The 26965-nt window shown below is 42.2% G+C and carries 17 protein-coding genes and 2 tRNA genes; 2 read left to right on the top strand and 17 right to left on the bottom strand.

The annotated features are described in order from the left end of the window. Positions 1–73: 73 nt before the first annotated feature. The 12 genes from HXT28_RS02800 to hisS all read right to left on the bottom strand — a co-directional run bounded on the left by HXT28_RS02800 (position 74) and on the right by hisS (position 15173). Positions 74–814 carry an HAD hydrolase-like protein gene (locus HXT28_RS02800; RefSeq protein WP_016636623.1) on the bottom strand — a complete coding sequence of 247 codons (741 nt, stop codon included), beginning with the start codon at positions 812–814 and terminating at the stop codon, positions 74–76. After that, positions 807–1154 (bottom strand): RNA polymerase-binding protein RbpA, encoded by a 348-nt coding sequence (locus tag HXT28_RS02795; protein WP_016636622.1) that lies wholly within the window; start codon positions 1152–1154, stop codon positions 807–809. Before HXT28_RS02795 ends, HXT28_RS02800 begins: the two co-directional genes overlap by 8 nt. Before the next feature lie 95 nt (positions 1155–1249). Next, entirely contained in the window at positions 1250–3751 is a 2502-nt protein-coding gene (locus HXT28_RS02790; RefSeq protein ID WP_422113694.1) for a DEAD/DEAH box helicase, read from the bottom strand. Between the two features lie 226 nt (positions 3752–3977). Beyond that, complete coding sequence (locus HXT28_RS02785) at positions 3978–4316, bottom strand: hypothetical protein (protein ID WP_016636620.1); 339 nt, start codon at positions 4314–4316, stop codon at positions 3978–3980. Between the two features lies 1 nt (position 4317). Then, the gene (locus HXT28_RS02780; protein WP_016636619.1) at positions 4318–6243 is read right to left on the bottom strand and encodes a helix-turn-helix transcriptional regulator; all 1926 of its coding nucleotides are present in this window, start codon (positions 6241–6243) and stop codon (positions 4318–4320) included. A 295-nt stretch (positions 6244–6538) separates the two neighbouring features. Continuing rightward, a complete protein-coding gene (locus HXT28_RS02775; RefSeq protein WP_016636618.1) occupies positions 6539–7966 on the bottom strand; it encodes a UTP--glucose-1-phosphate uridylyltransferase in 1428 nt (475 codons plus the stop codon). A gap of 224 nt (positions 7967–8190) precedes the next feature. Beyond that, entirely contained in the window at positions 8191–9333 is a 1143-nt protein-coding gene (locus tag HXT28_RS02770) for an amino acid ABC transporter permease (protein ID WP_032818717.1), read from the bottom strand. A gap of 5 nt (positions 9334–9338) precedes the next feature. Beyond that, positions 9339–10016 (bottom strand): ABC transporter permease subunit, encoded by a 678-nt coding sequence (locus HXT28_RS02765; RefSeq protein ID WP_016636616.1) that lies wholly within the window; start codon positions 10014–10016, stop codon positions 9339–9341. Position 10017: 1 nt separating this feature from the next. After that, the gene (locus HXT28_RS02760) at positions 10018–10851 is read right to left on the bottom strand and encodes a glutamate ABC transporter substrate-binding protein (protein WP_050567760.1); all 834 of its coding nucleotides are present in this window, start codon (positions 10849–10851) and stop codon (positions 10018–10020) included. Positions 10852–10924: 73 nt separating this feature from the next. Next, positions 10925–11695 carry an amino acid ABC transporter ATP-binding protein gene (locus HXT28_RS02755; RefSeq protein WP_032814368.1) on the bottom strand — a complete coding sequence of 257 codons (771 nt, stop codon included), beginning with the start codon at positions 11693–11695 and terminating at the stop codon, positions 10925–10927. A 188-nt stretch (positions 11696–11883) separates the two neighbouring features. Beyond that, entirely contained in the window at positions 11884–13680 is a 1797-nt protein-coding gene (aspS, locus tag HXT28_RS02750; RefSeq protein ID WP_422113636.1) for an aspartate--tRNA ligase, read from the bottom strand. A 92-nt stretch (positions 13681–13772) separates the two neighbouring features. Beyond that, a complete protein-coding gene (gene hisS, locus HXT28_RS02745; RefSeq protein WP_064347417.1) occupies positions 13773–15173 on the bottom strand; it encodes a histidine--tRNA ligase in 1401 nt (466 codons plus the stop codon). A gap of 95 nt (positions 15174–15268) precedes the next feature. On the opposite strand from hisS, the gene HXT28_RS02740 reads away from it, so the two are divergent. Continuing rightward, positions 15269–16639, top strand: a complete 1371-nt coding sequence (locus HXT28_RS02740) for a DUF349 domain-containing protein (protein WP_422113635.1) — start codon at positions 15269–15271, stop codon at positions 16637–16639. 113 nt (positions 16640–16752) lie between these two features. Here the strand turns inward: HXT28_RS02740 and HXT28_RS02735 are convergent, their stop codons facing one another. The 4 genes from HXT28_RS02735 to HXT28_RS02720 form a co-directional block, all read right to left on the bottom strand. Continuing rightward, entirely contained in the window at positions 16753–17886 is a 1134-nt protein-coding gene (locus HXT28_RS02735; protein ID WP_422113634.1) for a P-loop NTPase, read from the bottom strand. A gap of 4 nt (positions 17887–17890) precedes the next feature. Next, positions 17891–20809, bottom strand: a complete 2919-nt coding sequence (gene ligA / locus HXT28_RS02730) for an NAD-dependent DNA ligase LigA (RefSeq protein ID WP_422113633.1) — start codon at positions 20807–20809, stop codon at positions 17891–17893. A 136-nt stretch (positions 20810–20945) separates the two neighbouring features. Further along, positions 20946–24323 carry a tetratricopeptide repeat protein gene (locus HXT28_RS02725; RefSeq protein WP_422113632.1) on the bottom strand — a complete coding sequence of 1126 codons (3378 nt, stop codon included), beginning with the start codon at positions 24321–24323 and terminating at the stop codon, positions 20946–20948. Between the two features lie 331 nt (positions 24324–24654). Further along, positions 24655–24730 (bottom strand) — tRNA-Gly (locus HXT28_RS02720). Positions 24731–25096: 366 nt separating this feature from the next. On the opposite strand from HXT28_RS02720, the gene adhP reads away from it, so the two are divergent. Beyond that, positions 25097–26107: an alcohol dehydrogenase AdhP gene (gene adhP / locus HXT28_RS02715; protein ID WP_016636606.1), complete on the top strand. Its 1011-nt coding sequence runs from the start codon at positions 25097–25099 to the stop codon at positions 26105–26107. Between the two features lie 785 nt (positions 26108–26892). On the opposite strand, the gene HXT28_RS02710 is transcribed toward adhP, so the two are convergent. Next, positions 26893–26965, bottom strand: a tRNA-Val gene (locus HXT28_RS02710).

Below are 26965 nucleotides of genomic sequence, written 5' to 3'. Positions count from 1 at the left end.
ATACAGCTAATTTGACATAACGTACATTATCGGATAAATATTAGCATACACAAACGGATTAACCTTCAAGCATTTATGCGAAATATTGGTGAACTGCTGTAGATAGTTCAGTTACATTATCAATAATTCTATAAGCACCGTGTGATGCGAGTTCACCTGGCTCTGCATAACCCCAAGCGCATCCTAAGCAATCTAATCCGCAATCCTTTGCTCCGTCAGCATCAGTCCAGCGATCGCCAACCATCAGTGCTTTGTCGCCTTGGGTAGGATCATAACCAATCTCATCAAAAACATAACGTATAACTTGAGCTTTCGTAATACGCGTCATATCTTTGCTTGCGCCATAAATCCCATCAATAAGCTCAGTCAACCCAAAATAATCACAAATAGGTTTTACTTGATATTCGGGCTTACAAGATGCAGTTGCTAAATAAAAGCCTGCGTTACGCAATGCTATAAGCTGTTCAGGAATACCATCGTATACTCTATTTAATAAGCAGCCTGGAATTTTGTTTCCTGGAATATTTGGATCGTCAAATGCAGCAATTTCAGAATAATATTTGCGATATATAGCAAGACCTTGCTGCTGTAGATTTTCAGGAACATTAATTCGCTGGAAGGATTCTAAAATTGACGGCCCAATAAAACGTTGCATTTCAGCATCGTCAGGAATAGGTTGTTGCAACTCTTGTAAAGCAAGTTTAGCACAAGTAATAATACCTGCATCAGATTGAGTTAACGTGCCATCAAGATCAAGCAATACAATACGATGCGTACGAGAGCTTGTACTTGAATACGTTGAGGATTCACTCATAATCAGGAATCCATCCCTCATGATGCATTGTTAAGCGCTTATTGAGTAAAGTTTTTAACTCTTCTTCACTGCGGCGTTCAAGTAGCATATCCCAATGGGTGCGTGATGGTTTATTGAAATCATCATCGGGACGATCATTATCGCCTTCACGATGCGCAATCATACCGCATCGGCATTCCCATTCTTCAGGAATTTCTGCGCCCTGAGCAAAAGGAAGAATCGTACGGTGACCTTTTGGACATACGTACGCTACATCATTACGTGCAGCAAAATCCACATTATCGTCGGATTCCAATGATTTTGCGCCAATGCTCATACCGCGCAAACTGCGTTCTGCCATAGTATCTCCTTGTGTAGTACCTTATAAAATTACCGAATTGCACGGACGAGATAATTACGCCTATCAATTCTTAGCATAGTAATTTCCATATATTGTTATACATCTGAATACGCTACAACGCCACGATTCATAAGTTTCGCAGCCTCGTGAGCAGATGAAGCAAGATGGTCGTCAACACCATCAATGTTTTGTAAATATTCTCCTGCATTAGCAAGCTGAGTAAGCAAATCAATAAGGCGTTTTGCTTGGCGCACAAAATCACCGCCAGTAATGTCGGTATTACGTATAATTTCAGCCAAATCAGCACCATTAGCCCAGTCGTACATAATGTCTACAGCACCAAATTCAAGCGGTCGTAACACAGGCAGATGTGCATTGGCGCATAAAGCGCTGATACGCATAAAGAGTTCTTTCATGCGCAAAACTGTAGTAAATACAGTTCCATCTTCTCCTCCAGGATACCTTCGAGGCTCTCCGCCAGAAGGACCTCGAGATTCATAAACCAATGCTGATAAACAAGATAACAACTCAAGCGGAGTAAGATTATTAAAGATCCCTTCACAAAGAGCTTCCGCAAACACGATGTCTAACTCATTGTACAATCTTCGTAACAGTTGCCCGCGATTGGTAAGAGATATTATGTTGTTGCGTTTATCGGCACTTGCCGGTTGCAAATAGTTCAAATACGTAAGCACATCGCAAATATGGTCGAACGTGCGTGCTACAGAACCAGTGCGAGACTCATAGCGTTCACGCACTTGTTCAAGTTCTTTATGCTCGCGCATCCAGTGGTATCCCCAACGCAAATGCTGCTGAATATCTGAGCAGCCAGCGCACGGATGTGTGCGTTCCTGTTCACGTAAACGTTCAATGGTTGCGTCTAATACTTTAAAGGCTGCAGTACGTTCAGCATCAGTATGGAATAAGGTATGTTTAAGTTTACGACGTTGCTCATGTTGAGCATCTTTAAGTTTAATTCTAAGCTCCAAAAACTCAGCAAAATTGCCCTGATCACAATGGAATGCTTCTTCATAACCTTTGAGTGCTTCTTCAAGCTTGCTCATGCGTTCATGTAAACGTTGTGCGGAGGCATTAGCTTCCCATTGTGCAAAAGAACGATCCAGTGTAGTTCTAGCAGTGTCTGCATCGCTGGAATAAAGCAAATTCACAGCCATATTAAACGTTGGTACGAAACTAGAATGTAAAGGATACACGCGTTTACTAGAAAGTGCTGCAGCTTGTTGAGGTACAAAATCAGCGTGATCTACAAGTACAGCGTGGCCAATATCATCAATTCCGCGCCTTCCAGCACGTCCTGTAAGCTGAGTAAATTCGCCTGGAGTAAGAGGCACATGTCCTGTGCCATCAAACTTTACTAGCTTTTCTACAACAACGCTTCTTGCAGGCATATTTAAGCCCAAAGCTAGTGTTTCAGTAGCGAAAACAACTTTAATAAGTCCACGCTCGAACAGTGTTTCAACAATATGCCTAAATAGTGCAATCATTCCAGCATGATGTGCTGCAAATCCTTGCTCAAGTGCAAAACGGAAACGTTCAAAAGAAAGTGCATGTAAATCGTCTTTTGAAAGTTGATTGGCGACCATGTTGTCAACAATTTTGCGAATTTCATACATTTCTTCATCAGACGTCAGTATTAATCCAGCATTCAAGCATTGCTGAACAGCTTGATCGCATCCTGAACGAGAAAAGATAAAGTAAATTCCAGGAAGCATCCTTAAGTAATCTAATTCGTCAATAACAGCCCAGCGTTTAGGAGTATGACGACGAGCAGATGTATCTGTCTCAGCCACTCCCCTTTTAACAACGTGCTTCTTACCTTTTCTATAGCGGTATTTACTATCGCTGTACGACTCTTTACGACGACGCGCTCTATGCTCCCAATCGTTAAGTTTTCTAGTTAACGTTGGGTTGACGCGTTGAGTAATATTGCCTTTTGAGTCATGATCATACAAATCTAGTAATTCAGGCTCCGTTTCAGAATCTTCTTGAATAACAACATGTCTTTCAAGAGGCACAGGCCTATGCTCGTTAACAACCAAATGAGTTTTTCCACGCACAGATTCAAGCCATGCAGAAAAATCTTCAACATTTGAAACCGTTGCTGACAACCCAATAATTTTTACCGATGTTGGAAGGTGAATAATAACTTCTTCCCACACTGCGCCGCGGAATTTATCTGCCAAATAATGAATTTCGTCTAAAATAACAAAGCCAAGAGATTGCAACGTAATCGAATGCTCATATAGCATATTTCTCAAAACTTCGGTAGTCATCACAACAATGTCGGCTTCAGGATTTACAGAAGTATCCCCCGTTAATAAGCCCACTTTGTCAGTGCCGTACAGTTCGCAAAAATCATGATATTTTTGATTACTGAGAGCTTTAATTGGTGTAGTATAAAATGCTTTTATATTACGTTGTTGAGCAAGGAAAACAGCAAAATCTGCAACAACGGTTTTTCCAGCACCTGTAGGAGCTGCAACTAAAACATTATCACCAGCTTCTAAAGCATCAATCGCTTCATGCTGAAAGTCGTCAAGATCAAAAGAGAGTGAATGCTCAAAGCGTGCCGCCATTGAGTGTTCACGTTGTATTACGTTGCGAAAAGCAGCAAAACGTTGTGCTGGAGATAGTGCAACATTATTATGTTCACAATCATTCGTGTTATTCGCACAAGATTTGCTAGTTTGCAACCGCGATGAATGAGACATAAACAACATATCGCTTTCTCATAAAATTACGGAACGAAGAAAGTTGCAATACTAAGTAGGTATTGCAAAATGCGCATCTTACTATCAACAGCTATAGTTGAATATCTTCTTCACGTAACGATTTTTTATCCCAATGTAGCCATATTGCGCGATGAATTTCGCGAATATGTTGATGACGCTCAACAACCTTTTCTCTAGTACGCTCATAGCGTTCTGCAGATTTTTGAATAGGCAACGTAAAAAGAGGATCTGTAGGCTCGTCGTCGTTCTCATGAGTCTCGTTTAAGGCTTCAAACTTAGAGGCTGCACTATCTGTAAAACTAAAGCAAGTCTTGGCTAGTCGCATTGCACTTAAAACAACTACCACTATTCCGGCAGCAATCATGCATAGCATAAACATTGTAATGACTAGCCAAATCCACCACGGCATACTACTCCTCCGTATTTGCGTTATCAGCGTGATTAACACTTAATTCACGCTGCGCACGAGCAATAATCATGCTGCGCAATGTTTCTGGAGCAACAGCGGTAATATGTCGTGCATGCGCAATACAAAAAGCTACAAACCAAGAATCTGACGAAACAGTAAGACGAACTTTTACACCGTTGCCGCAAGGTTCTACAGTAGCGCCAGAAAGATTCTTTAAGAAATTCAACTCTGTTTCATCAGTCATAAAGCATGTTTCTGTACCATTATCAAAACTCCACTTACGTAGTTCGCTAACTGGCACGTCAGGAATCGTCACTGGAGAAACAGGTGACACAACTTCTGCACGCTCAATACGTGCTACACGCAAAACTTGCCAAATACGAGGCAAACCGTTAGCTTTATTAATCGTCGTGTCTTTAGTAACAAATTCGCGCTTATCTTCTGGCGTCTGCTGCTCAACATCAGTCCACACAGCAACGTAGTACACGCCTTCATCAACATAAATCTTTGAAGGCGCTACAATCTTACGACGAATACGTCCGGCTCCATCAGTGTACTCCATATCTAACAGCGATTGAGTATTAATAGCGCTGCGCACAATAGAGCAATTACGAGGTTCAATCTCGTATCCAGTTAGACTTAGCCATGGTGTTTGCCCTGGCAGCACATGGCGACGAAGACGCTTATATAACGATTCTGCCTGTTCGCGCTGTTCAACAGGCAAAAGCAATGAATGAGCCAAATAATTTGCTGATGCTGTGAGCATACTCAAATACTGTTGCGAAATACCAGCAAGACGTTCTAAGCCCAAAGAATTTGTAGCAGAAACAATATTCTCGTTCTCAAGAAGAGTCCAATCAATATCGAAGAATTGACTTCCAGCCATTTCACCATCATCAGAAACGGTGGTTAGTGTATTAATATCTTTGTGAAGAATAGTAACAAAACGATGAAGTTCATCATCATTCTTCGGTTTACCAATAAAACGTTCTGCAAGCTCATTTAACGGGAATTCTTCGCCAAGATGCGCAGATAAGAACAGCATTAATCGCAAACGACGATCTACTTCACTGCCAGTTTGGAACGATGAACCTTTCTTTGAATGTGCTTTACTAGTGTCACTCTCTTGAGTATCTGAAGTACCTCGTGCTACTTCTACACTATTTTCTGCATCAATTGACTGTTCTTGTTCATCGTAGGAAGCAAATTCAACTGCTGCATGCAAGCGACGATGGAATGCATCAACAGCTTCCTGTGGACTTACCACACTTGAACCAGGATGCTCCAATACAAACATTGCTAAATCATCAGCATCTGTATAAGCAACGTTTAAATGCTCTCCATCAACATCTACTGTTGCTGCAAAACGACGCGAATCGATAACTTTCACCAAAGAGTCAGGTAGTGTCTGAGTGCCAAGACCTGGAGCAATAGAATCCAAACCTAACCCTGGAATCGGTGTTTGTGGAACGCGAGGAGCCGTACGAGAAGTGCGTTGCTGTTCATGCTGATCGGATTCGAGCGAAGAAATAGACATAGAACGAGCAAGATAATTCGCAGCTGCTAATACTGGCAACTCCGCTTGATCGAAGCGCAGACGCACACGAGGCTCATCGCCCAACTGCAAACGATACGACGCAAAATCTTGACCTTCTGACTTTGAAGAATACTCAGGTTGCCTAGATTCAATTGCGATACCCATAGCAGCGAGCTTTGCACGGTCACGCTGGAATTGTTTTGCGAACGCTGCTTTAGCTGCTTGATCTGCAAGCTCACCATATGAATCTGCATATGCTTTTACGCGTTGCGCAATTTGCCGCGAAGTCAGCCATTGCGGGAATGCGGAAGACAATACAGCGAGCACATCAAGCTCGTGTTTGCCCCATTTGTCGGAAAAACGTCGCCTTCCGTTGCTTCCTTCTACCATTAGTCCTCACGTATCGTTATTAGTTCTGTTTATATATATATGTGCTGCGCATAAAGTATCGCTGTGTTGCAGATTTACTTCTTGCGTTATATTGCACACGCTATTCTATTTTAATGGTGTTTTGCGGTACGTGTGGACATTTTTCAAAAAAGTTGTGATATTTCTCGATTTTTTATTCACGCGCACAGCAACAACGTTGAAAATACGCCATTTTCATGCGACACGCCATATTAACTTTCGTGGGAATTGTATTTCTTACGAGCCTAGAAAGCCACAGCATGCGCATATTATGGTATTACACCCAAGAATCTGGCTCAATTCCTTGCGGTCCTACAAACTCTCCATTTGGCACATAACTTGGTTCTCCTGTATCTTCTAACACTGCATCAGCAAACATAGAGACTTGATTGCCGAAAGTCCAGTCACCTCGAATAGTTACTGATTTTGCTGCTGCTAATGCAGGCACAGAGTATGGGAAACGCTCATTAAAATCGTTGATATTTTTGTAATATCGCGGATCTAAATCTATGTCAGGAAAGATATAGTTACCATCTTCCATTTCGTAAGAATCAGTAAGATGGAAGCGATCTGAACGCATAATAAACAAGTCGTTAGTGGTTTTTACTGGCAAGAATCGCATGCGGTCAACTTCTACACAAATTGCATCATCAAATAATGAAGCTACAGCGCCCATAGCAGTTTCTAATTGGATTACCGGCGTGCTGTTGCTATCTGTAGGATCAACAGTTTTTCGATTGCAAATAACGGGTAGTGGCAAAATGCCGTTGTATTCTTCCAGCTTTTTTTGCAACGCATCGACGCGAACCCAAATATTATTAGTATTAAAATATGGATGCTTTTTAATACTTTGTGCGCTTCTACGATCTTCAGGATGAACCTGTGTCATTTCACGAAGTATTAAACGCCCAGATTGTGCATCCCGAACAATATGACCACCCTTACGGTCAGCTTGGGTACGTTTCGCTACTTCAATCATGATTGGAGCGCCTGTATTTTCAAAATGCTGCGCAAGAGTGCGAGAAGGTCTGGCGCCTAAATTGTCAGAATTTGAAATAAATAAATACTTAATTCCGTGCTTTTGCAAAATGTGCAGCAGATCAGATTCCCAAAGTGTTGAGAAAATGTCTCCATGCCCTGGAGGACACCATTCAAGAGAAGGATCATTGCTATGTGAAACTGGTTCTCGAGTTTCTTCTACTAATTTAGGTTCTTGATGCTGAATAATTTCTACAGGAATATCGTTTTGCGTAAATTTGCGGTTGCGTTTAAGCACTTGCAAAGTATCGTGTGAAGTTCGGAAAGAATTCATAAAAATAAGAGGAAGCTCAACTCCTAAACGCTGACGCGCTGTAAGAACTTGACCAATAATAATATCTATAAAACGCATTTGCCGTGCTTTATGCCTACGGACAGGCAGTAAGGATTTTGCGCAGGACAATCCCATAGAAGTTCCCAAACCACCATTAAGCTTAATAAACGCTGTTTTAGCGAATGCATTTACAGCTTTATCGTGGTCAATAGTTTCGTAAATTTCATGGAAGGTTGGCACAGTTTTTATTGGTTCTACTGTATTCTCTCGAATAAATTCACTTGATTGATCGTTTCGCCATACATCGTACAAGTGAGCAAATTGTTCAATAGCAGTATCGCTCATATTGTGTTCGCGCATCTTTGCGGCGGACAACTCAAATGCGTCATCCATGTAATAGCCTCCTCGTATGCATGTGACCTTAACAGTTTAGCGATTTGTACGGCTGTTCGCAAACGTGCTTCACTGTAAACGTATTACGTGATTATTACTGTTCCATTATTTTGTTCATGAGGTTGAGTTTTATTACGACTACGTATTCTTCTACTGAGTATTAAAAAATAAAAAGCGTAGTCAATAAACAATGTTATTGACTACGCTTATGAATTCGCTACGGATTATGCTTTTGGATCATCTTTAAGATGATGTTTTGATGTATTTTTTGCATTATCCTTGCGATTACTTTTTGTAGTATTTTTACTATTTTCTTCTGTTTCATCACCAGTTTTTAGATGATGCTCATCATAACCCTGCAAGTAGCGTGTATGACGCCAATGATGAATAGAAGCGTTTGTGCCACGATGATGAACGTGATACTTACGAGGTGTGCCACCATAAGGTAGCTCTTTAACTTCGTCAGCCACTGCCATCTGGTTTACGTTAGAAGGATCCATAATTGCGATTGGTGCAACTGGATCCGCTTCTGTTGGCGCTGCAGTGCGATTCTTCAAATGCGAAGGCAACCATTCTGCGAACCAAGACAAAGCAAGGCAAATTAAGAAGTAAATAACTGCTGCGACGCTTAAGGTTTGCAAAATATTAAAGTACATTGATCCAAGTCGGCGAGATTCTTGGAGCAAATCAGTGTACATAATAATTGAACCAAGTGCAGTATCCTTGAGGACAACTACAAGCTGAGTTACAGCTGCTGGCATCATAGCAATAATAGCCTGTGGCATTTCAATTTGCGTAAGAGACTGATACTCGCTTAAACCTAACGCTAGTGAAGCTTCACGCTGACCGTTTGGTAAATTACCAACGCCAGACCGCACTAATTCTGCAACCACGGAGCCGTTATACATAATCAATGCCAACACTACAGCCCAATATGAAGCCTCTTTCATTCCGGAAAGCGCAAAAGCTCGCCACAAGAAAATCATCAGCATTAACACTGGCACAGCTCGGCAAAATTCAACGACTACTGCAGAAGCGCTACGAATAATAAAATTCGGTAGCAAACGGCATAATCCAAAGAATAAACCGAAAACAATAGAGCCAATTACTGCTAGCAAGGATGCTTTTAGTGTCATCCATAAGCCTGGTAAATAGAAATCAATCCAAGCTTCGGACTCTAATGCTGGATTCCATAAAACCCAAGAAAGCTGATTTTCTCCTTCAGGAGGATTGCTTAGTCGCATGAGTAAAGCAATAACGCAAATAGCAAATACGCAAGCTGCAATAATATTTGCAATTCTAATTTTTTTAAGTGCTCTTGGACCAGGAGCATCAAATAATAATGATTGTTCACGTTGTTTAGCCATCGCTATCACCTTCTCACTGCAAGCTTGTTAGACAGATACGTTGTCAAAATGCCGATAGGAATAATGAGAATGATGTATCCGCAGGCGAAGATTAAGAAGATTGGAACAATTAAATCCGCATGTTTTTCAATCATCTCGCTCATCATAGTGGAAGTCTCTGTAGCAACAGAAGCTGCTGCAGCAACTGTGGAATTTTTCAGCAACGCAATAAACGTATTGCCTAATGGTGCTACGGAACCGCAGAAAGTTTGTGGCAAAATAACTTGCGTTGCAGACTGGAAGAAATTCAAACCGAGAGCACGGCAAGCTTCAGCCTGACCAACAGGTACAGTATTAAGTCCGGATCTTAAAGATTCACACACAAATGCTGCCGTGTACAGAGACAAGCCAGTAATTGCAAGCCAGAAGAAATTCACTTCAAAAATTGATGAGAATCCCAGTTTAAGCTGAGCGTACACACCTAAAACCATGAAAACCATGATAATTGTAAGAGGCATGTTCTTAAACAATTCAACGTAAGCAGTTGCGACCATGCGCAGAGACGAAACTGGGCAAATGCGCATAGTAACAAGTATTACGCCAATAATGGTGGAAAAAAGTACACTCCACAATGTGATTTCAATATTAACCAAGAAGGCTCCTGGAATATTGTAGGAACTAAAAAGTTGCACGAAATCTTGCATGTTAGTTCTCCCCTTCTTGAGGAATTGGCGGATTATACTTAGCATTTGGTTTAAAACCAGTTCCGCGCAAATTGTCGTTTAGCGCTCGCTTCCACGAGCCGTTACGCATCATGTCTTTTAAGGCTGCATTAATTCGCTTTGCTAAGCGAGTGTTACCTTTTTTGATTCCAATGCCGTAATATTCTGCGGTAAATGGTTTGTTAACAAGCTTTAAGCGACCTCGTGAAGCGGTTGCCAAACCTGCGAGAATAATATCGTCGGTAGTTACAGCATCCACAATGCCCGAGAATAGTGCAGTTGCGCACTCAGCATAACCTGGTTGCTGCATAAGTTGCACTTTTGAAGAGAACTTCTCTTTAATAACGATTGCAGATGTTGAGCCAGATACTGAACATAAACGCTTTCCGTCTAAATCGTTTGGACCGCTCACCTTATGCTCATCTTTGCGAACTAATAAGTCTTGACCAGCAACGAAATATGGTCCTGCAAAAGATACGATATTCTTGCGAGCGTCCGTAATCGAATATGTTGCTACAATCATATCGACGTCACCGTTTTGAAGCATTGTTTCGCGCTGCTTAGATGGTGATTCTTTCCATACGATTTGATCTTCCGAATACCCGAGCTTTTTGGCAACATATTTAGCAACGTCAACGTCGAAACCTACGTAAGTTCCGGCTTTTTTGAAGCCCAAGCCCGGCTGATCAAACTTAATGCCAATTCGTATTACTTTTTTACCGTCGCTGCGGTCGCATGCTGTAAGAGGCATGACGCAGCAAACTGTACAAAGTACTGCTAATATCGCACGAAAAATGCGATTATGTAATATTTTCATATCTTTTCCCTTCATAAGAACTGTTTTTCGCATGTTTTGGCGTTTAAGCTAAAACGAAATTGAAAAAGCACTATTAGTGCGTGAGAATCTTGGAAAGGAAATCTTTAGCTCGATCGGTTTTTGGATGCTCGAAGAATTCTTCAGGAGTACCCTGCTCAAGGATTTGACCGTCAGCCATGAACACGATGCGATCTGCAGCTTTACGAGCAAATCCCATTTCGTGTGTAACGCAAATCATGGTCATACCTTCTTTAGCGAGCTCAACCATAACATCCAATACTTCGTTCACCATCTCTGGATCAAGAGCAGAAGTTGGCTCATCAAAAAGCATGACTTTTGGTTGCATAGCGAGAGCTCGAGCAATGGCTACACGTTGCTGCTGACCACCTGAAAGCTGTGAAGGCATTTTCTGCGCTTGACTATCAACGCCTACTCTAGTAAGTAGTTCCATAGCTAAGGATTCAGCGCTCTGCTGATCCATGTGACGAACTTTCATTGGAGCAAGTGTTACATTTTCTAGAATCGTTTTGTTTGCGAAGAGATTAAACGATTGAAATACCATGCCAACTTCTGCACGCAAAGCGGCAAGTTCTTTACCTTCTTGCGGAAGTGGCATGCCATCGATACGAATATCGCCAGAATCAATGGTTTCTAGACGATTGACAGTACGGCACATGGTTGATTTACCAGAACCAGATGGACCGATAATAACTAAAACTTCCCCTTTATTAACGGTAAGGTTAATATCTTTAAGCACATGCAATTTCCCAAAATGTTTTTCAACATGGCTTAATTCAACGAGGGGATTTGCCGCTTGTTGCACTTTAGCAGTGCTAATAGTCATATCCTCGGCGTTTGGATTTGACTTTGATACTTGCTTATCCATAACAAGAAGTCTAGCTAAACTGTGTTACGGTTATTTATCACTATCGTTACGTTTTGTAACTCTTACGTTACAAATAAAGCCGTTAATTGCGATTATTAAATCAACAATCAACGGCTTCGTAACAATTAAATTTTACAAGTAACTATTTACTCGTCTTCTTCTGGATCGTAGTCAACACCAGTTTCTGCGCGCTGTTCGTCTGAAATTGGAGCTGGAGCACCAGTTAGAGGGTCACGACCGCCACCAGCCTTAGGGAAAGCGATGACGTCGCGGATTGAGCTTGCACCTGCCAAAATTGCAGCAGTACGATCCCAACCCAAAGCAATACCAGCGTGAGGTGGAGCACCGTACTTAAATGCTTCAAGCAAGAAGCCAAACTTTTCGTCTGCTTCTGCTTTATCGATTCCAAGAACGTTCAAAACACGATCTTGAATATCATCGCGGTGAATACGAACTGAGCCACCGCCCATCTCGTTACCGTTGCAAACAATATCGTAAGAATCGCTCATGGCGTGCTCTGGATCTTTATCGAACTTATCAATCCAATCAGCAGATGGCATGGTAAACGGATGGTGCATAGAAGTCCACTTTGAGTGACCAACAGCAACATCGTCATCATCTGGATCATCCGTGCGCTTAAACAGTGGGAAGTCAACAACCCAAGTAAAAGCAAACTCATCTGGGTGAAGTAATCCTGCGCGGCTAGCAAGTTCAACGCGTACTGCGCCAAGCAAAAGCTGGGAAGATTCGCGAGAGCCAGCTGCAAAGAACACTGCGTCGCCATCTTCAGCGCCAACAGCTTCTTTCAAACCTGCGCGTTCTTCTTCACTAAGGTTCTTAGCAACAGGACCTTTCAGCTCGCCATCTTCGCCGAAGACTACATAAGCTAAGCCCTTAGCGCCACGCTGCTTAGCCCAATCCTGCCAAGCATCAAACTGGCGGCGAGGAGTTGCAGCGCCTCCCTTAAAGAGCACTGCGCCAACGTAAGAAGCTTGGAATACGCGGAATGGAGTGTTCTTAAAGAAGTCAGTCAACTCAATAAGAGGGTTACCAAAACGCAAATCAGGCTTATCGGAGCCGTACTTATCCATAGCTTCCTGCCATGTAATACGAGGCAAAGGAAGAGTAATCTCATGACCTGCTTCCTTCCAAATAGCCGCAATGACGCACTCCGCCATAGCCATAACATCTTCCTGGCTTGCAAAGCTCATTTCCATATCGAGCTGAGTGAACTCAGGCTGACGATCGGCACGGAAGTCCTCATCGCGATAGCAGCGCGCAAGCTGATAGTAGCGTTCGACGCCAGAAACCATGAGCAACTGCTTTAAAAGTTGAGGAGACTGTGGAAGTGCGTACCAAGAGCCTGGAACCAAACGTGCTGGAACAACGAAGTCGCGTGCGCCTTCTGGAGTGGACTTAATAAATGTTGGTGTTTCAACTTCAGTAAAGTCCATATCTTCCAAAGCGTGACGAGCAGCCTTAGCCATATCGGAACGCAATTTCAAATTGCGCTGCATGGATGGGCGACGCAAATCAAGATAACGATACTTCAAACGAACATCTTCACTAGGAAGCTTGTTTTCGGACTCGTTTTCCAAAGCTGTAGAAACTTGGAATGGTAAGGCATCAGACTTTGCAAGAATGGTAACTGTTTCTGCAACAATCTCAATTTTACCGGTTGCTAGATGATCATTCTCGTTACCATCTGGGCGCAAACGAACTTCGCCAGTTACTTGTAAAACGAATTCGCTACGTAACGGACGAGCAGTTTCTTCATCATAAATAACAACCTGCACTAAGCCTGTGTTATCACGGACATCAACGAAGGCAACTCCACCGTGATCACGGCGACGGTCAACCCAACCAGCAATGGTCACTTTCTGCCCGACCAAGTTCTCAGTCACTTCAACGGCATGATGTGTACGATACGCCGTCTGGCTCATAAGTCCACTTCCTCTACGTTCTAATATTGATATATTCATTTGTTTTATTGACATAATTTTACGCGCAGTATTCAGGCAAATTCGCGAGAATATTATTGAGCGCATGAAACTGTCTGCCGGGCATAAACAGTATCCGGTTGCCACGACGTGGCATCTGCAGATTCTTGGTCACCCGTAATAATATTCTTTACTTCATCATGAGCGGAGTCAGATTCAGTACTATCCGCTGGGAACCACACGTAAGGAATGCCCAGTTTGTCAGCATATTTGATTTGTTTACCAAGTTTCGCTGCAGTTGGTGCGACGTCAGCTGCAATACCGCGTTCGCGAAGCTTTCTAGCAATTTCATTGCATGCGGGACGATCTTCTTCATTCCATACTGCAACCATTACTGCAGCAGGAGAAACGCGAGAAACTGTAGCACCTGCTGTATGGAGCATGTAGGAAAGTAAACGTGACATGCCGATTGAAAGACCTACACCCGGATACTTTTTCTTGCCTTGTGAAACAAGATTATCGTAACGTCCTCCAGAACAAATAGAACCAAGCGATGCTGCGTTATCAAGGAAAGTTTCGTAAACTGAACCAGTGTAATAATCAAGTCCACGAGCAATCTTTAAATCAGCAACAACGGCACCTGGACGAATACGTGCTGCTTCGTCAACAATCATCGCAAGCGTTTCAACACCTTCTGAGGCTAAAACATACGATTCATTATCTTCGCTTCGAGAAATATCATGCTTATCACATAATGCGTCGAAACGAGATTTTAATTCTTCGCCTGTTTCCGCAGTAAGTTCTGCTAATTCTAAGCATGCTGCAGCTTGAGAATCTGTAGCTCCACACTCTTTTATGAGAAGCTTTGACACCTCTTCGGCACCAATTTTGTCAAGCTTATCGATTTCGCGAAGTACGCCCTCTATATCTGTTAAGCCAATGCCACGGTAAAAACCTTCAGAAAGTTTGCGATTATTAGCGTGTACAGTTGCTTTAGGGAGACCAAATTTGCGTAAGCGTTCAAGAGCTTCAACCATAACTAATGGTAATTCAACTTCATAATGAGCTGGCAAATCACCATTACCAACTACATCAATATCTGCTTGCACAAATTCGCGGAAACGACCTTCTTGAGGTCGCTCCCCTCGCCAAACTTTTTGCATCTGCCAACGTTTGAACGGGAATGCTAAATCACCCGTATGCTCAACAACGTAACGGCTAAGCGGAACTGTTAAATCAAAATGCAAGCCAATTCGTTCTTCTACAGGAGTGTCAGATTCGTGACCAACTTCTTGCAATCTTGATAATAAATAAATTTCTTTACTGGTTTCACCTTTTTTTAGTAAACTTGAACCCTGTTCAACGGCACGTGTTTCAATGCCAATAAAACCGTTGAGTTCAAAGACTTCTCGTAGTGTATCGATTACTTGCTGTTCAACAGCGCGTTCACTAGGAAGCCATTCAGGGAAACCTGATATTGATGAGCCTTGTACCATGTCCACTATAATAGGTGGTGTTGCGGAAAATCATGGCTTACCGTCATACTTATTCGTAACACTGTTATTATGCATTTGCTGTAAGGAGTCGTCCCGTGACCGAACAGACTAAACCTGAAGAAACTATTCAATCCAATGCCACACCAAAGCCGCATGTGCCATCACCAGCTAGCTTTGCTCATAAGGCTCGTGTTGTTGCACAAGCTCCAACTATTTCCTATAGTGAGGAAGACATTAAAGTCGCGAAAAGCTTTGGCCGTGTTGATGAAAATGGTACCGTATATGTTCGTGAAAATGGTGCTGAACGTGAAGTCGGTCAGTATTCTACTGGTACTCCTGAAGAGGCTTTAACTTTCTATATTCATCGTTACCTTGATTTGAAAATTAAGCTTGATTTGTTTGCTAAGAGACTGGAATCTTCTAACGTCAAAGCAAAAGAAATTGATGAAACGTTACATGCTTTGCAAACTGAATTAGAAAATCCTACAGCCGTTGGTGATCTCGCTGCTTTGCGCGCACGACACGCCGAGCTAAAGGCAAAGGGTGATGAAAAGAAAGAAGCACTTGCGAAAGCACGTAAAGAAGCTCTTGAGAAAGCTCTCAAGGAGCGAGCAAACATAGTAGAACGTGCTGAAGCATTAGTCGCCCACATGAGTGAGTCAACAAATTGGCGTGAACTCAATGATAAGTTGCGTGCTCTTTTTGATGAGTGGCAGGAACATCAGCGTACAACTATTCATTTAAATAAGGCTGACGCTGACGCTTTGTGGCAGCGTTTCTCTAAAGCGCGTTCTGCATTTTCTCAAGCTCGTAATTCTTGGGTTAAAGAGCGTGAGCATGTGCGCAATAATGCTAAGCAGCTTAAGGAAGCTATTATTGCTGAAGCAGAAGCACTCAAGAGTTCTACAGATTGGCGTGAAACTTCTATGAAGTTTAATGCATTGATGGATCGTTGGAAGAAAGCAGGAAATGCGGGTCGTCAGCATGATGATGCTTTGTGGACTAAGTTCCGTGAAGCTGCGGATGCTTTCTATCACGCACGTCAAGCTGATCGTGAAAAGATGAACGCTGGAGAGCACGAGAATCTTGCTAAGAAGGAAGCGTTGCTTGCAAAAGCTGAAGCTCTGCTACCTGTCGAAAATGAGGAAGCTGCTAAGAAAGCTCGTAAAGCATTGTCTGCAATTCAAGAAGAGTGGGATGCTATTGGGTACGTTCCTCGTGAGGATATGCGTCGCATCGAAACACGCCTGAATGATGTTGATAAGAAGATTAAGGCTGTTGAGGAAGCTGCTTGGAGGGATGCTGATCCTGAAGCTAACGCTCGTAAGTCTAGTTTTGCTTCGCAGTTGCAGGCACAGCTTGATGAACTTGATGCCGCAATTGCTAAAGAAAGTGATGCAAAGCGTAAAGCTAAGTTGGAAGCCGAAAAAGCTACTAAAGAGCAGTGGTTGAATGCTATTAAGTAATTTGCTTCATAACAGAATCAACAGGTTCTAAGAAATTGAAAGAAAGTATGGGGTTGCTTGAAGAATCAAGTGGCCCCATACTTATTTTTATTATTATTTTCCGAATATTTTCTTTATTCAGATTTTTCTATTAACGATTGAGCAAGTTTTACGAAAGTACGAGCTAATTGGGAATCATCTAGTTTGCCTTTTTCATTGAGTACTGCTGGACGTCCGCACTCGCCGATTTCCCTGAGCATCGGGTCAAATGGAAGTTGAGCTAAAAGAGGTACGTTGCTGTGGAGAGCATTACAAAGTTGTTCGCTGACTCTTTTTCCTCCGCCGGAACCGAATATTTCTAAGCGTTCGCCATTATTTTCAAACCAGCTCATATTTTCAACAACTCCACGCACACTTACCGGAATTTGTAAAGCCATCAGCCCTGCTCTTACTGCCACGTCTGATGCACTTGGTTGTGGAGTGGTAACAACAACAAGTTCAACACTTGGTAAAGATTGTGCCACTGCTAATGCCATGTCTCCTGTGCCTGGAGCTAAATCAAGTAGTAAAACGTCTGGGTTTCCCCACCATACGTCCGAAAGAAATTGTTCCAGTGAACGCTGTAAACGCGGTCCTCTCCACAAAATTGCGCGATCAGTGCCAGCAAACATGCCAATTGAAATAAGCTTTACTCCCCAACCAACCACTGGCATCAGTATGCCATTAAGATTTGTAGGCTGTGAGTTGATGCCGAACATGCGCGGTAAAGAAAACCCATATACGTCAGCGTCAATAGCTGCAGTATCATAACCTAGTGCGGCAAAAGTTGCGGCTAAATTAGCAGTTATCGAAGATTTACCAACGCCACCTTTACCAGAAGCAATAGCGAAAATTCGTGTGCGTGTGCCAGCTTTGTTAAACGGGTTTTCTTTACGCTCAGCTTTTAAATCTGCTACTAGCTTTTCTAACTTACTTTTGCTCATAGCAGTAGCAACAACATGAGGTATCAGTGTTGCTTGAGGATATTGAGCTACAACGTCTTGAACTCGTCCTGTAATAATTTCTGCTAATGGGCAATTTGGTACAGTGAGCTCAAGGTTAATTTCTACATCATAAGTTGGTTTAATTTTGGTTGATGCTTCAATTTTTTCTTTAACGTGCACGCCTGTTACCATATTGAGTTCTGTAACTGAACGTCCTAATTCTGGATCAATAACGCTACCCAGCAAATCGTAAACGCGTGTTTCGAGTTCGCTTGTGTTATTCATTACGTTAATGTTCCTTGCTAGTATCAACAGTAAGCTCAGGTTGATCTGTTGATTGTAACGCAGTCTCTACACTGCCGGTTTCTAGCAGAATATTAAACTGCTGTACGGTAAGCGTTGGAATACCAAGTTCTTGCGCTTTAGTTGCTTTAGAACCAGCGTTTTCGCCAAGAATTACACAATACGTGTTTTTGCTTACTGAGCCTGAAGCTTTGCCTCCTCGAGATACAATCGCTTCTTTTGCAGTGTCTCGAGTAAATCCTTGCAAAGTTCCAGTAATAACAACAGTTTTGCCAGATAATGTTTGTGGTAGTGTTGAAGTTTCGATTCTACCAACTACGCCAGCTGCTTTCCACGCGTTAAGTACTTCGCCACGCCAATTGTTTTCCAATTGGGCTTTTTGGAACCAGTCATAAACAGTTTGTGCTATTTCCGATCCTACTCCATCAATGTTGGTAAGTTCATCTACTGTTGCGTGAGCAATATTGTCAAGCGAGTGGAATCGCGCAGCAATAAGCCTTGCTGTTGGAGGTCCTAGTCTGCGTATAGAAAGAGCCACTAGCACGCGCCATAGTGGCGCATTTTTGCCTTTTTGGGTGATTTCTTCGAGCATGCAACGTGTGGTTTCTGAAGGTCTTGAGTAAGTTGGTGCTTTAACTATTATAGTTTCGCCATCTTTTTTGATGCGTTTGTCTGTAGTGCCGTTAACATAAGCATCTGCTGGAACATGGAACTGCGGGTATTGAGGATTCCACGATTCTTGAGGTTGCTCTTGTGTTGCCTTTTTGTCAGCCATACTTTCATTGGTTGCGTTTTCTGTACTACTTCTCTCAACATATGATGCTGTAAGAGTACGAGTCCAGAAAGCATTTACTTGCCTCCATAAGCCTGAGCCACCAACCTTTTTGGTGTGTTTCCGTAATTTTCCGTCCTTATCAATTTCTTCCCATTCTTCGATATGAGGTATTTCTTTCCATACTTTTACGTTTCGCAAGTCGTTTGCAGTAATGTTGAAAATCCCAGCTTCGCTTTTTAATACAGGTTTTTGTGGTTCTGGAAGTGGTAATACGGTTTGTGGAATATATGGTTTTGGGGTTTCACCGCGACGGGTAACTATTTTGTCAATATCTTTGCAATAAACTTCAGCGGTAGTAGGTCTAGAGTCTTCCGGATTAGTTAACGCTAAAGCAGCTGCTTCCCCGAGATTTTCAATGTCGAAAGCTTGCCTAGAAGCTAAATTGATAATGCGCTCAGTAAGCTGAGCTGGGCAATTTTCTACATTTGGGCAGCGAATATCTTTATCTCCTTCTTTTGCAGGAGCTAATTTTGTGCCGCAAGATGGACAATATTCTGGCATAACGAATTTACGTAACTGGTTTTCTCGCCCTTCGCGCGCTTTAAGCACTGGTCCGACTAGTTCCGGAATTACGTCGCCTGCTTTACGAACTACGACTGTGTCACCAATGAGTACGCCTTTGTGCTCAACTTCGTAAGCATTATGAAGCGTTGTTCGCGAAATGGTTGACCCGGCTACTGTTACAGGCTCTAGTACGGCTACTGGTGTAACTCTTCCTGTTCTTCCAACTTGAACAACAATATCTTTGAGAACAGTGTTCACTTCTTCTGGAGGATATTTATATGCTATGGCCCAGCGTGGTGCGCGAGAAGTTGCCCCTAGTTGACGTTGCAAAGCACGATCATCAACTTTAACCACAATCCCATCCAAAGCGTGCAAAACTTTGGCACGATTTTCGCCATAATAGTCAATCATGTCTTGAATTTCAGCGAAATTGGAAACGTTGCGCGTATATGGAGAAACTGGTATTCCCCATTGTTGATAAAACTTATACGCGTCGGATTGATTAAACGTTGTTTCGCTATGAATGTGACTCGTGTTTTCTTTCCATTGAAGCTCACCTAATCCGTGTGCGAAAAAACTTAATCTTCGAGTCGCAGTTATGCGCGGATTTTTTTGACGAAGCGAACCTGCTGCAGCGTTTCTAGGATTAGCAAAAGGAGCTTTCCCAGCATTTTCTTGATCTTCGTTAAGCTTACGAAAATCAGCCCACTTCATGAACACTTCCCCGCGGATTTCTACAAATTCAGGAATATCGTCAGGATTTTCAGCATGAAGTTGCGTAGGTATTGCTTCAATTGTTCTCACATTGAGTGAAATATCTTCACCTGTTACGCCGTCTCCACGAGTAAGACCCTGCTCAAGAGTGCCGTTTCTATAAATAAGATTCAGTGCAAGCCCATCAATTTTTACTTCGCACGTCATTGGTAAAGGTTTTGACTCAGGCCAGTGCAAGTCGCGCAACACACTATCGTACCAATCATGCAATTCGTCAAGAGAAAAAACATCATCCAGACTCATCATGCGCGAAGGGTGCTTTACAGAAGCAAAATCATTAGAAAAAGTTCCTCCTACGCGGTGCGTTGGAGATTGAGGCGTGTCTAGCGTTGGAAATGCAGCTTCTAATGCACTTAACGTACGTATGCGAGCATCGTATGCTGCATCTGAACTCGTTGGCGCATCCTCAACATAGTATGCGATTTGATCGGATTGTGTCCAAGCAGCTAATTTCGCCCATAATCGAGCAGCTTGCTCCGTTGTAAGTGTGGCAGGCTGTAGCTTTGAAAGAGCTAGAGCATCTGCGTCTGTAGGTTCAAGACTAGCAATCCAAGTATCAGTATCCTCGTTAAGATTCCAAACATGTGTTTCTTTGGTTCGACTTGCATCAGTTTGCTGACTGTGTTGTTGTTCGTTATGTTTCGCGTTTTGAACTTGAGTAGATTGTATGCGAGCAGACTGTGTTTGCGTAGATTTTTCTGCAGTTTCATGAGTAGCAGTTTGCTCATCAAAATCATCAAAAAGCGTCCACTGTACACTTTGCGATGTTGTATCATCGTGAGCCACACTCATGAAAATCCCCTTTCGGCTCAATATTAATTAATATTCATTCGCTCTCTATGACGACTGCTACTGCAACGTTTTTATACGCAGTATGCAGATTGTAAGGCTCATTATAAGCCTGCTTTGCGCTGTCATTTTGCGCGTGCTAAGCATGTAGTGAACGCAAAAATTGCGATTGTACAGCGCCTTCCAAATCCTCGTGCAGTGTCATACGAATATGGGCAACACACAATGTTCTTGCAATCACAAACATACCATCGTCAACAGTAAGTTTTGCAGCTTTACTAATAATATGATTTGCTTCAATATTAGGCCAAACAGGAATATCATCATTCCTGAAATATTGCTGCACTTCATCCATATTAGCTGGAGCTTTATAACACTGCGAACGCATGCGTGAAAGCAACTCATCAAGTTCCATCTGTAGCGGATCGATTCTACCAGGAGCAAGATAACTAGCCATACGGTATGCGCTTGCTGCAAGTGTGAACCTATCTTGCATCCATGCGGCATACGCTAGCCTGTAGTACGCAAATGCAGCATCATCTTTGTCAAACGATACGCGCAATGCATTTAAACATGCTGCTATAACTGACGACCAATCTTCTTGTTGAGATAATGCTGCAGCTAATCGCAAATGAGATAACGCATATGTTGGCGCATAAGCAACCATGCTATTCAAATGATTAAGAGCTGCATCATGCTGATGTAGCTGAGATAGTAAATCTGCAAGTTCCATGTGTGCGTAGAATAATCCGTCTGGAATAAGCAGTGTATGTTCATCTGGAGTAGCAAATAAGCGGTTGTAAACAACGCGCTCAGCATAAGAATTAAAGTACCGTGGCACAGTGTTTTCTACTGCAAACATTGCATCAAATTTAGCAATATTTTTCTCATATTCGTCAATCGCATGCTTAATATCGCCTTCTATAAGCTGTTCTTGAGCATGTACGCGCATTGCTCGTATATCTTGCGAAGTTTTAAAAGAAAGTTCCGGTATTACTGTTTCGTCAATAAGTGCTCGTGTTACATTATCAGCTTGTGCACTCAGTTCCGGGTCGCCGATATGCTCAATAATGTTCATAGCTTCTCGAGCTTTTTCAGCAGTTGTAAGCATTGGCTGTGCTGCAATATGGTGGAAATCAGCAACAGCCTGTTGTAACAAATCTTCTCGCTGAATAGAAAGCCCTTGTGCGTGATCTGTTCCTAAAACATCTTCTTGATCTTGATCGAATATAGTATCGGAAAATTCAGGTTCTTCTTGAGCTCCATGTGGCGCAAAAGAAGTATCATGCAGATCGAAGGACGCGTCAACAGTACCAAGAGCACCACTGTTGAGTATATGCATACTTGCGTGAGATTTTTCGTACAATACTATTGGATTTTGTAAACCATGTGAACGAATGTATTGTATAAAACTTTCGCGCTTAAAAGTCACCGTCATAAGCGTTCGTATTTCAGGAGGTTCACTAAAAGCCGCTAAAGGATTCGCATTATTTTCACCATTGTCATTATTTTCGTTGTCGTGCAACGCTTGTGAAACATGCGAAATACTCATGGTATTTGTTTGATGAGTATCAGGCAATGCTACATGAGAGTTTGACTCATCGTTTCCATTATTCAGACTATCAGTTTCTGAAGATTCGTCATTATGCTCACTTGTAATAGCATTCGTTAAATCATGAGTATGCGAATCCACTAACGATTGTGCAGCTTCTACTACATCCGCGAAAGGCAAATGTTGCAAATCTTGCAATTGCGCGGGGTCTCCATGAACGTCACCGTCTTTTGGATCGCCTTTTGCAGGTGTTGCATTACTGCTCATAGTATTAAGCGCTCTCAGCGTTTTAGTAAGCAAATTACTAATAGCATTATCTTGAGCAGCAACCATTTCTTCTAATCCAACAGAATCAAGCCGGATGGAAACTTCCTGTATTTTTTCGTCTATACCAAAGGCGAGCGTTGCTAACATAATACCGATGCGCAAATTGTAATTTGTTGCCATAATCGACTTTTCAATACTACTGTATTTGTGCCACGCAAGGTTTTCAGCATCATACTTGTATACAGGCATAAGCGATGCGCCAGTAGCGGTGAATGCAAGTGCAACTTTCCCATCGCTAAGATTAGATCGAAAATCAGTGTCAAAACGGAATGGCAAATACAAGCTACGTATAAGTTCAGAAAGAGACTGACGATACAACCATTCCCCTGCTTCATCTTGCTTCAAATATGAAGCAGACTGTTGGCATTTACGTGCCTTGCGCCACAAGTACATGAGTGGACGAATATTGTCATCTTGTAGCGGACTACCAAAGTTTTGCATGCCTAAAGATTCACTTGCAATAAAAGCAGGGTCATCAATTATTGCATTATCAATAGCAGCAATGCGCTCACAAGTAACGTTGTCCTCTAAACTTTTTCCGCCCTGCGAAGCGTTAGTTTGCAAGCATTGGTAAATTGCTTGCAGTCTGTTAAGAGCTCCTTCAATGCGTAAAACTTTGAGTGCCGCAGCAGGTTCAAGTGAGTCATCCCAAATTAAGTAGTGTGCTGAGGTTCGTTGAGCTTCCTGTAGATGCAGTCTTTCAGCTCCGTGAACAGCTTCTAAACCATGAGTTGGTTCTAATGCGCCAACATCATGCATAACACGCTCATAGTAAGATTCCAAGCCTGAAACTCGTAAACCTTCTTTGCGTACGTTTTGAATATCGCTTACGCTTCTTCTGATTGCACCAAGAGGAGCTTCAGTGTGTAATCGGTGTAATACGTGGTAGTATCCGAAGCCAGTTAAACTTTGGTGTAAATCTGGTATGAAAAATGTTGCGAAAAATGCTGTAGCAATAGCATCGGCGTACGAAAGATTACAACGCAAGGAATCTGGTAATAATACTCGCGTACTTTCGAGTGTATATTTTTTGTGCTTTCCTTGTCCACAGCATAGCCATGAAGCAACTTGTCGCAAACCATCATTTAGTGAAACTTGCATTACAATATCGCCATACACAATAGATGCATTGTTAGTATTTTGATTATTTACTACTTGCAAATGTTGTTTATATTTTGTAATACGTAGATTTTGCAATATGCTGCGATATAGGTGCGCAACGCTATGTGACGATGATTTCGTATTTGAACCGTAGAATCGAGTCTTGTTGCGTAAATCGAAAGATCCTTGCTCAATTAGTGACAATTGTGGTAGACGTTCAATAGCTTCTGCAGGAGTTACTGTGTCTCCTGTATATACTCTGCCATCTTCATCAGCAATCGCGAGTTGGCGGAAGTATTTTCCGTCATCTTTGCATAAGCCTATGGCGACACCAAATTGTTTTCCTGGAATGCTAAACCAAGCTAATTGTGTGTTTGCAGGTAATCCTGGAAAATCATGGAAAATGTGATGCTGAGTGAAAGCAGGAATAGCCGTAATTTTCCCTTGTTCCCACAATGAGTTAATAGCATCTATCATGATTGACGTACGATCTTTCTCAGAAGATGTCTGTTCATTAGATTGCACGTCGTCAGTCATAATCCCCGTTCTTTCAATTCGGCACCACTTTGCGGTTTGTACAACGTTTTTGTACAACGTTTAATTACTAAGCATTGCCTGTACTCGTTACATTATAGTTCGTATACAAGTAGTATATAGGAAAAGCATGTTTGATGCATGAATGTTGCTGAATTGTGGAAATCTATGTTTCTAGTTTTTGTTACGTGTTTCGTGTTATTTCCCAAAACGAACTTAGTTTACCACTTGAAATGAAAGTTTCTAGACCAAAAGCCGACATATGCGCTGAGACATGTGATAGAAAATAAAAAATCTCAGCGGAATATGATGAGATGCTCACTTAAGACTTACATGGAGCGGACAACGGGACTCGAACCCGCGGTCTCAACCTTGGCAAGGTTGCGCTTTACCAACTAAGCTATGTCCGCAAAACAAATGGTTATTCTAGTCTATATTTGTGAGAATTGCAAATCCTCCATGTTTCATGTTTGTAAGAATGTTATTTTTCCTTAATTTCCAACGGTTTAACGGTGTGTTGAAAATAATTGTATTGCTATAAGTAACGCTGTAATGTGCATGGATGTGTGTTGATGATTATTAATTGGTGTTTTTTGTAATTTTTTAAACAATTCTTGTTTTATTTGTGATTCTTCTTGAACAGAATTATTTTTTATTGCAATTCGCATATAAAAAATAATATTTTTTGCAAAATCTGTAAAAAGTTATGTAAAATAGACGTAGCCGTTGTCCTTAACCAATGAAGAAACGAGGACAAATAGAACAAGGAGGTCTCTATGAAGGCTATTGTTGCAACCAAGGATAAGAAAGCTCAGGTTGTTGAGAAGGAATTGCGCCCACTCGAGTTCGGTGAAGCGCTGCTTGATATGGAGTGCTGTGGCGTATGCCATACTGATCTTCACGTAAAGAATCAAGATTTTGGCGATAAAACTGGCGTGGTACTTGGTCACGAAGGTATTGGTATTGTTCGTGAGGTTGGACCTGGCGTAACCACTTTGAAGCCTGGCGATCGCGCATCAGTTGCTTGGTTCTTCAAGGGCTGCGGTCACTGCGAATATTGCACTACAGGTCGTGAGACTTTGTGCCGCAGTGTGTTAAACGCTGGTTATACTGCTGATGGCGGTATGGCTGAACAGTGCATTGTTGCTGCTGATTACGCTGTAAAAGTTCCAGAAGGTTTGGATCCTGCTCCTGCAAGCTCCATTACGTGCGCAGGCGTAACAACATACAAGGCAATTAAGGAATCTGGCGTACACCCTGGCGAATGGCTGATTCTTTTTGGTCTTGGCGGTTTAGGTAATCTTGCTTTGCAATATGCTAAGAAAGTTTTTGGCGTTCATGTTATTGCTGTTGATGTGAATGATGCACAACTTGAGTTTGCTCAGCAGTATGGCGCTGATTTGTGCGTGAACCCGTTGAAGGAAGATGTTGCTGAGTTTGCTATGAAGAAGGTTGGCGGAGCTCATGGCGCTGTTGTAACTGCTGTAAGCAAAGCTGCATTTAATACTGCTGTTGATTCAGTGCGTGCAGGCGGTACGGTTGCTGCTGTCGGTTTGCCTCCAGAGGATATGGAACTCAGCATTCCACGCTTGGTACTTGACGGCATTCGTCTTGTAGGCTCCCTCGTTGGCACACGTAAGGATTTGGCTGAGGCTTTCCAGTTTGGTGCTGAAGGATTGGTTGTGCCACAATGCCGTATGCGCAAGATGGAAGATATTAACGATATCTTTGATGAAATGCTTGCTGGCAAGATTCGTGGCCGCATGGTTATTGATCTTTCGCACTGACAAGGATTTTTAGAAAAGATTTCTGATAGGAATTTGTAAAAAGTAAAAAAGTAAAAAAGCGATTATAGAAAGGTAGTTAAGCGTGTGAAGGAAAGCCTTTGAGTTTTTTCTTCACACGCTTTTTGCTGTTCACGTCTGCTTAAATTAAACTAATCCCCTTATTCAACAATCACCATGCATTTTTTGGGGTGGGAATATATAGGTCAAAAGTGGTAAGAAATCATGTCTTAGGCCTTGCAATACAAGGGTTTTGTGGTAATCGAATCTGTTTTCTGCACATTCGACACCACCCGGACAAAACTGTGTAAAAAATCAGCTCATAACCCTTATGACAGTGGGGCTCACAGCATATCGAATGTGGGTTATTCCTTATACTAAGCGGCGTTCAAAGTAGGTATTAGCTGAATATTTAACGATACATCGTCAAACGCTGTTACTGGCGCAGTATACGTACTGCGCGAATAACACTAAATCGCAATTATTCGTTATTAACGCAGAATACGTACTGCACTAGTAACATATGACCGTTATTTTCTCAGCTAGATAACTGAGTTTTTAACAGTGCTGAGACTATGGCTTATGCCACAGAATATTCACAGCTTAGCTTTACACACTTTTTGGCCTATAACCCCCACATTTTGATTTCAAGCTCTATTTTTGGGAAATAATCCAATAACCCCCTATCATGGGAATTAATACATTAGGAAAATAGTTCCGAAATGAACTTACAAGCGAAAAAACAAGCAAAAAACAAAAAAGCAGCGAACTTCGCTGCATACCAATTGTGGGTGATATAGGAATCGAACCTATGACCCCTTCCGTGTGAAGGAAGTGCGCTAGCCGCTGCGCCAATCACCC

The organism is Gardnerella washingtoni, from assembly GCF_049262705.1.
Classification (GTDB): domain Bacteria; phylum Actinomycetota; class Actinomycetes; order Actinomycetales; family Bifidobacteriaceae; genus Bifidobacterium; species Bifidobacterium vaginale_D.
This window is presented reverse-complemented; position numbering and strand designations above follow the sequence as displayed.

Coding starts and splice junctions, on each gene's coding strand:
- HXT28_RS02800 (WP_016636623.1), bottom strand. CDS start 814: ATGAGTGAATCCTCAACGTATTCAAGTACAAGCTCTCGTACGCATCGT.
- HXT28_RS02795 (WP_016636622.1), bottom strand. CDS start 1,154: ATGGCAGAACGCAGTTTGCGCGGTATGAGCATTGGCGCAAAATCATTG.
- HXT28_RS02790 (WP_422113694.1), bottom strand. CDS start 3,751: ATGGCGGCACGCTTTGAGCATTCACTCTCTTTTGATCTTGACGACTTT.
- HXT28_RS02785 (WP_016636620.1), bottom strand. CDS start 4,316: ATGCCGTGGTGGATTTGGCTAGTCATTACAATGTTTATGCTATGCATG.
- HXT28_RS02780 (WP_016636619.1), bottom strand. CDS start 6,243: ATGGTAGAAGGAAGCAACGGAAGGCGACGTTTTTCCGACAAATGGGGC.
- HXT28_RS02775 (WP_016636618.1), bottom strand. CDS start 7,966: ATGGATGACGCATTTGAGTTGTCCGCCGCAAAGATGCGCGAACACAAT.
- HXT28_RS02770 (WP_032818717.1), bottom strand. CDS start 9,333: ATGGCTAAACAACGTGAACAATCATTATTATTTGATGCTCCTGGTCCA.
- HXT28_RS02765 (WP_016636616.1), bottom strand. CDS start 10,016: ATGCAAGATTTCGTGCAACTTTTTAGTTCCTACAATATTCCAGGAGCC.
- HXT28_RS02760 (WP_050567760.1), bottom strand. CDS start 10,851: ATGAAAATATTACATAATCGCATTTTTCGTGCGATATTAGCAGTACTT.
- HXT28_RS02755 (WP_032814368.1), bottom strand. CDS start 11,695: ATGACTATTAGCACTGCTAAAGTGCAACAAGCGGCAAATCCCCTCGTT.
- aspS (WP_422113636.1), bottom strand. CDS start 13,680: ATGAGCCAGACGGCGTATCGTACACATCATGCCGTTGAAGTGACTGAG.
- hisS (WP_064347417.1), bottom strand. CDS start 15,173: ATGGTACAAGGCTCATCAATATCAGGTTTCCCTGAATGGCTTCCTAGT.
- HXT28_RS02735 (WP_422113634.1), bottom strand. CDS start 17,886: ATGAATAACACAAGCGAACTCGAAACACGCGTTTACGATTTGCTGGGT.
- ligA (WP_422113633.1), bottom strand. CDS start 20,809: ATGAGTGTGGCTCACGATGATACAACATCGCAAAGTGTACAGTGGACG.
- HXT28_RS02725 (WP_422113632.1), bottom strand. CDS start 24,323: ATGACTGACGACGTGCAATCTAATGAACAGACATCTTCTGAGAAAGAT.
- adhP (WP_016636606.1), top strand. CDS start 25,097: ATGAAGGCTATTGTTGCAACCAAGGATAAGAAAGCTCAGGTTGTTGAG.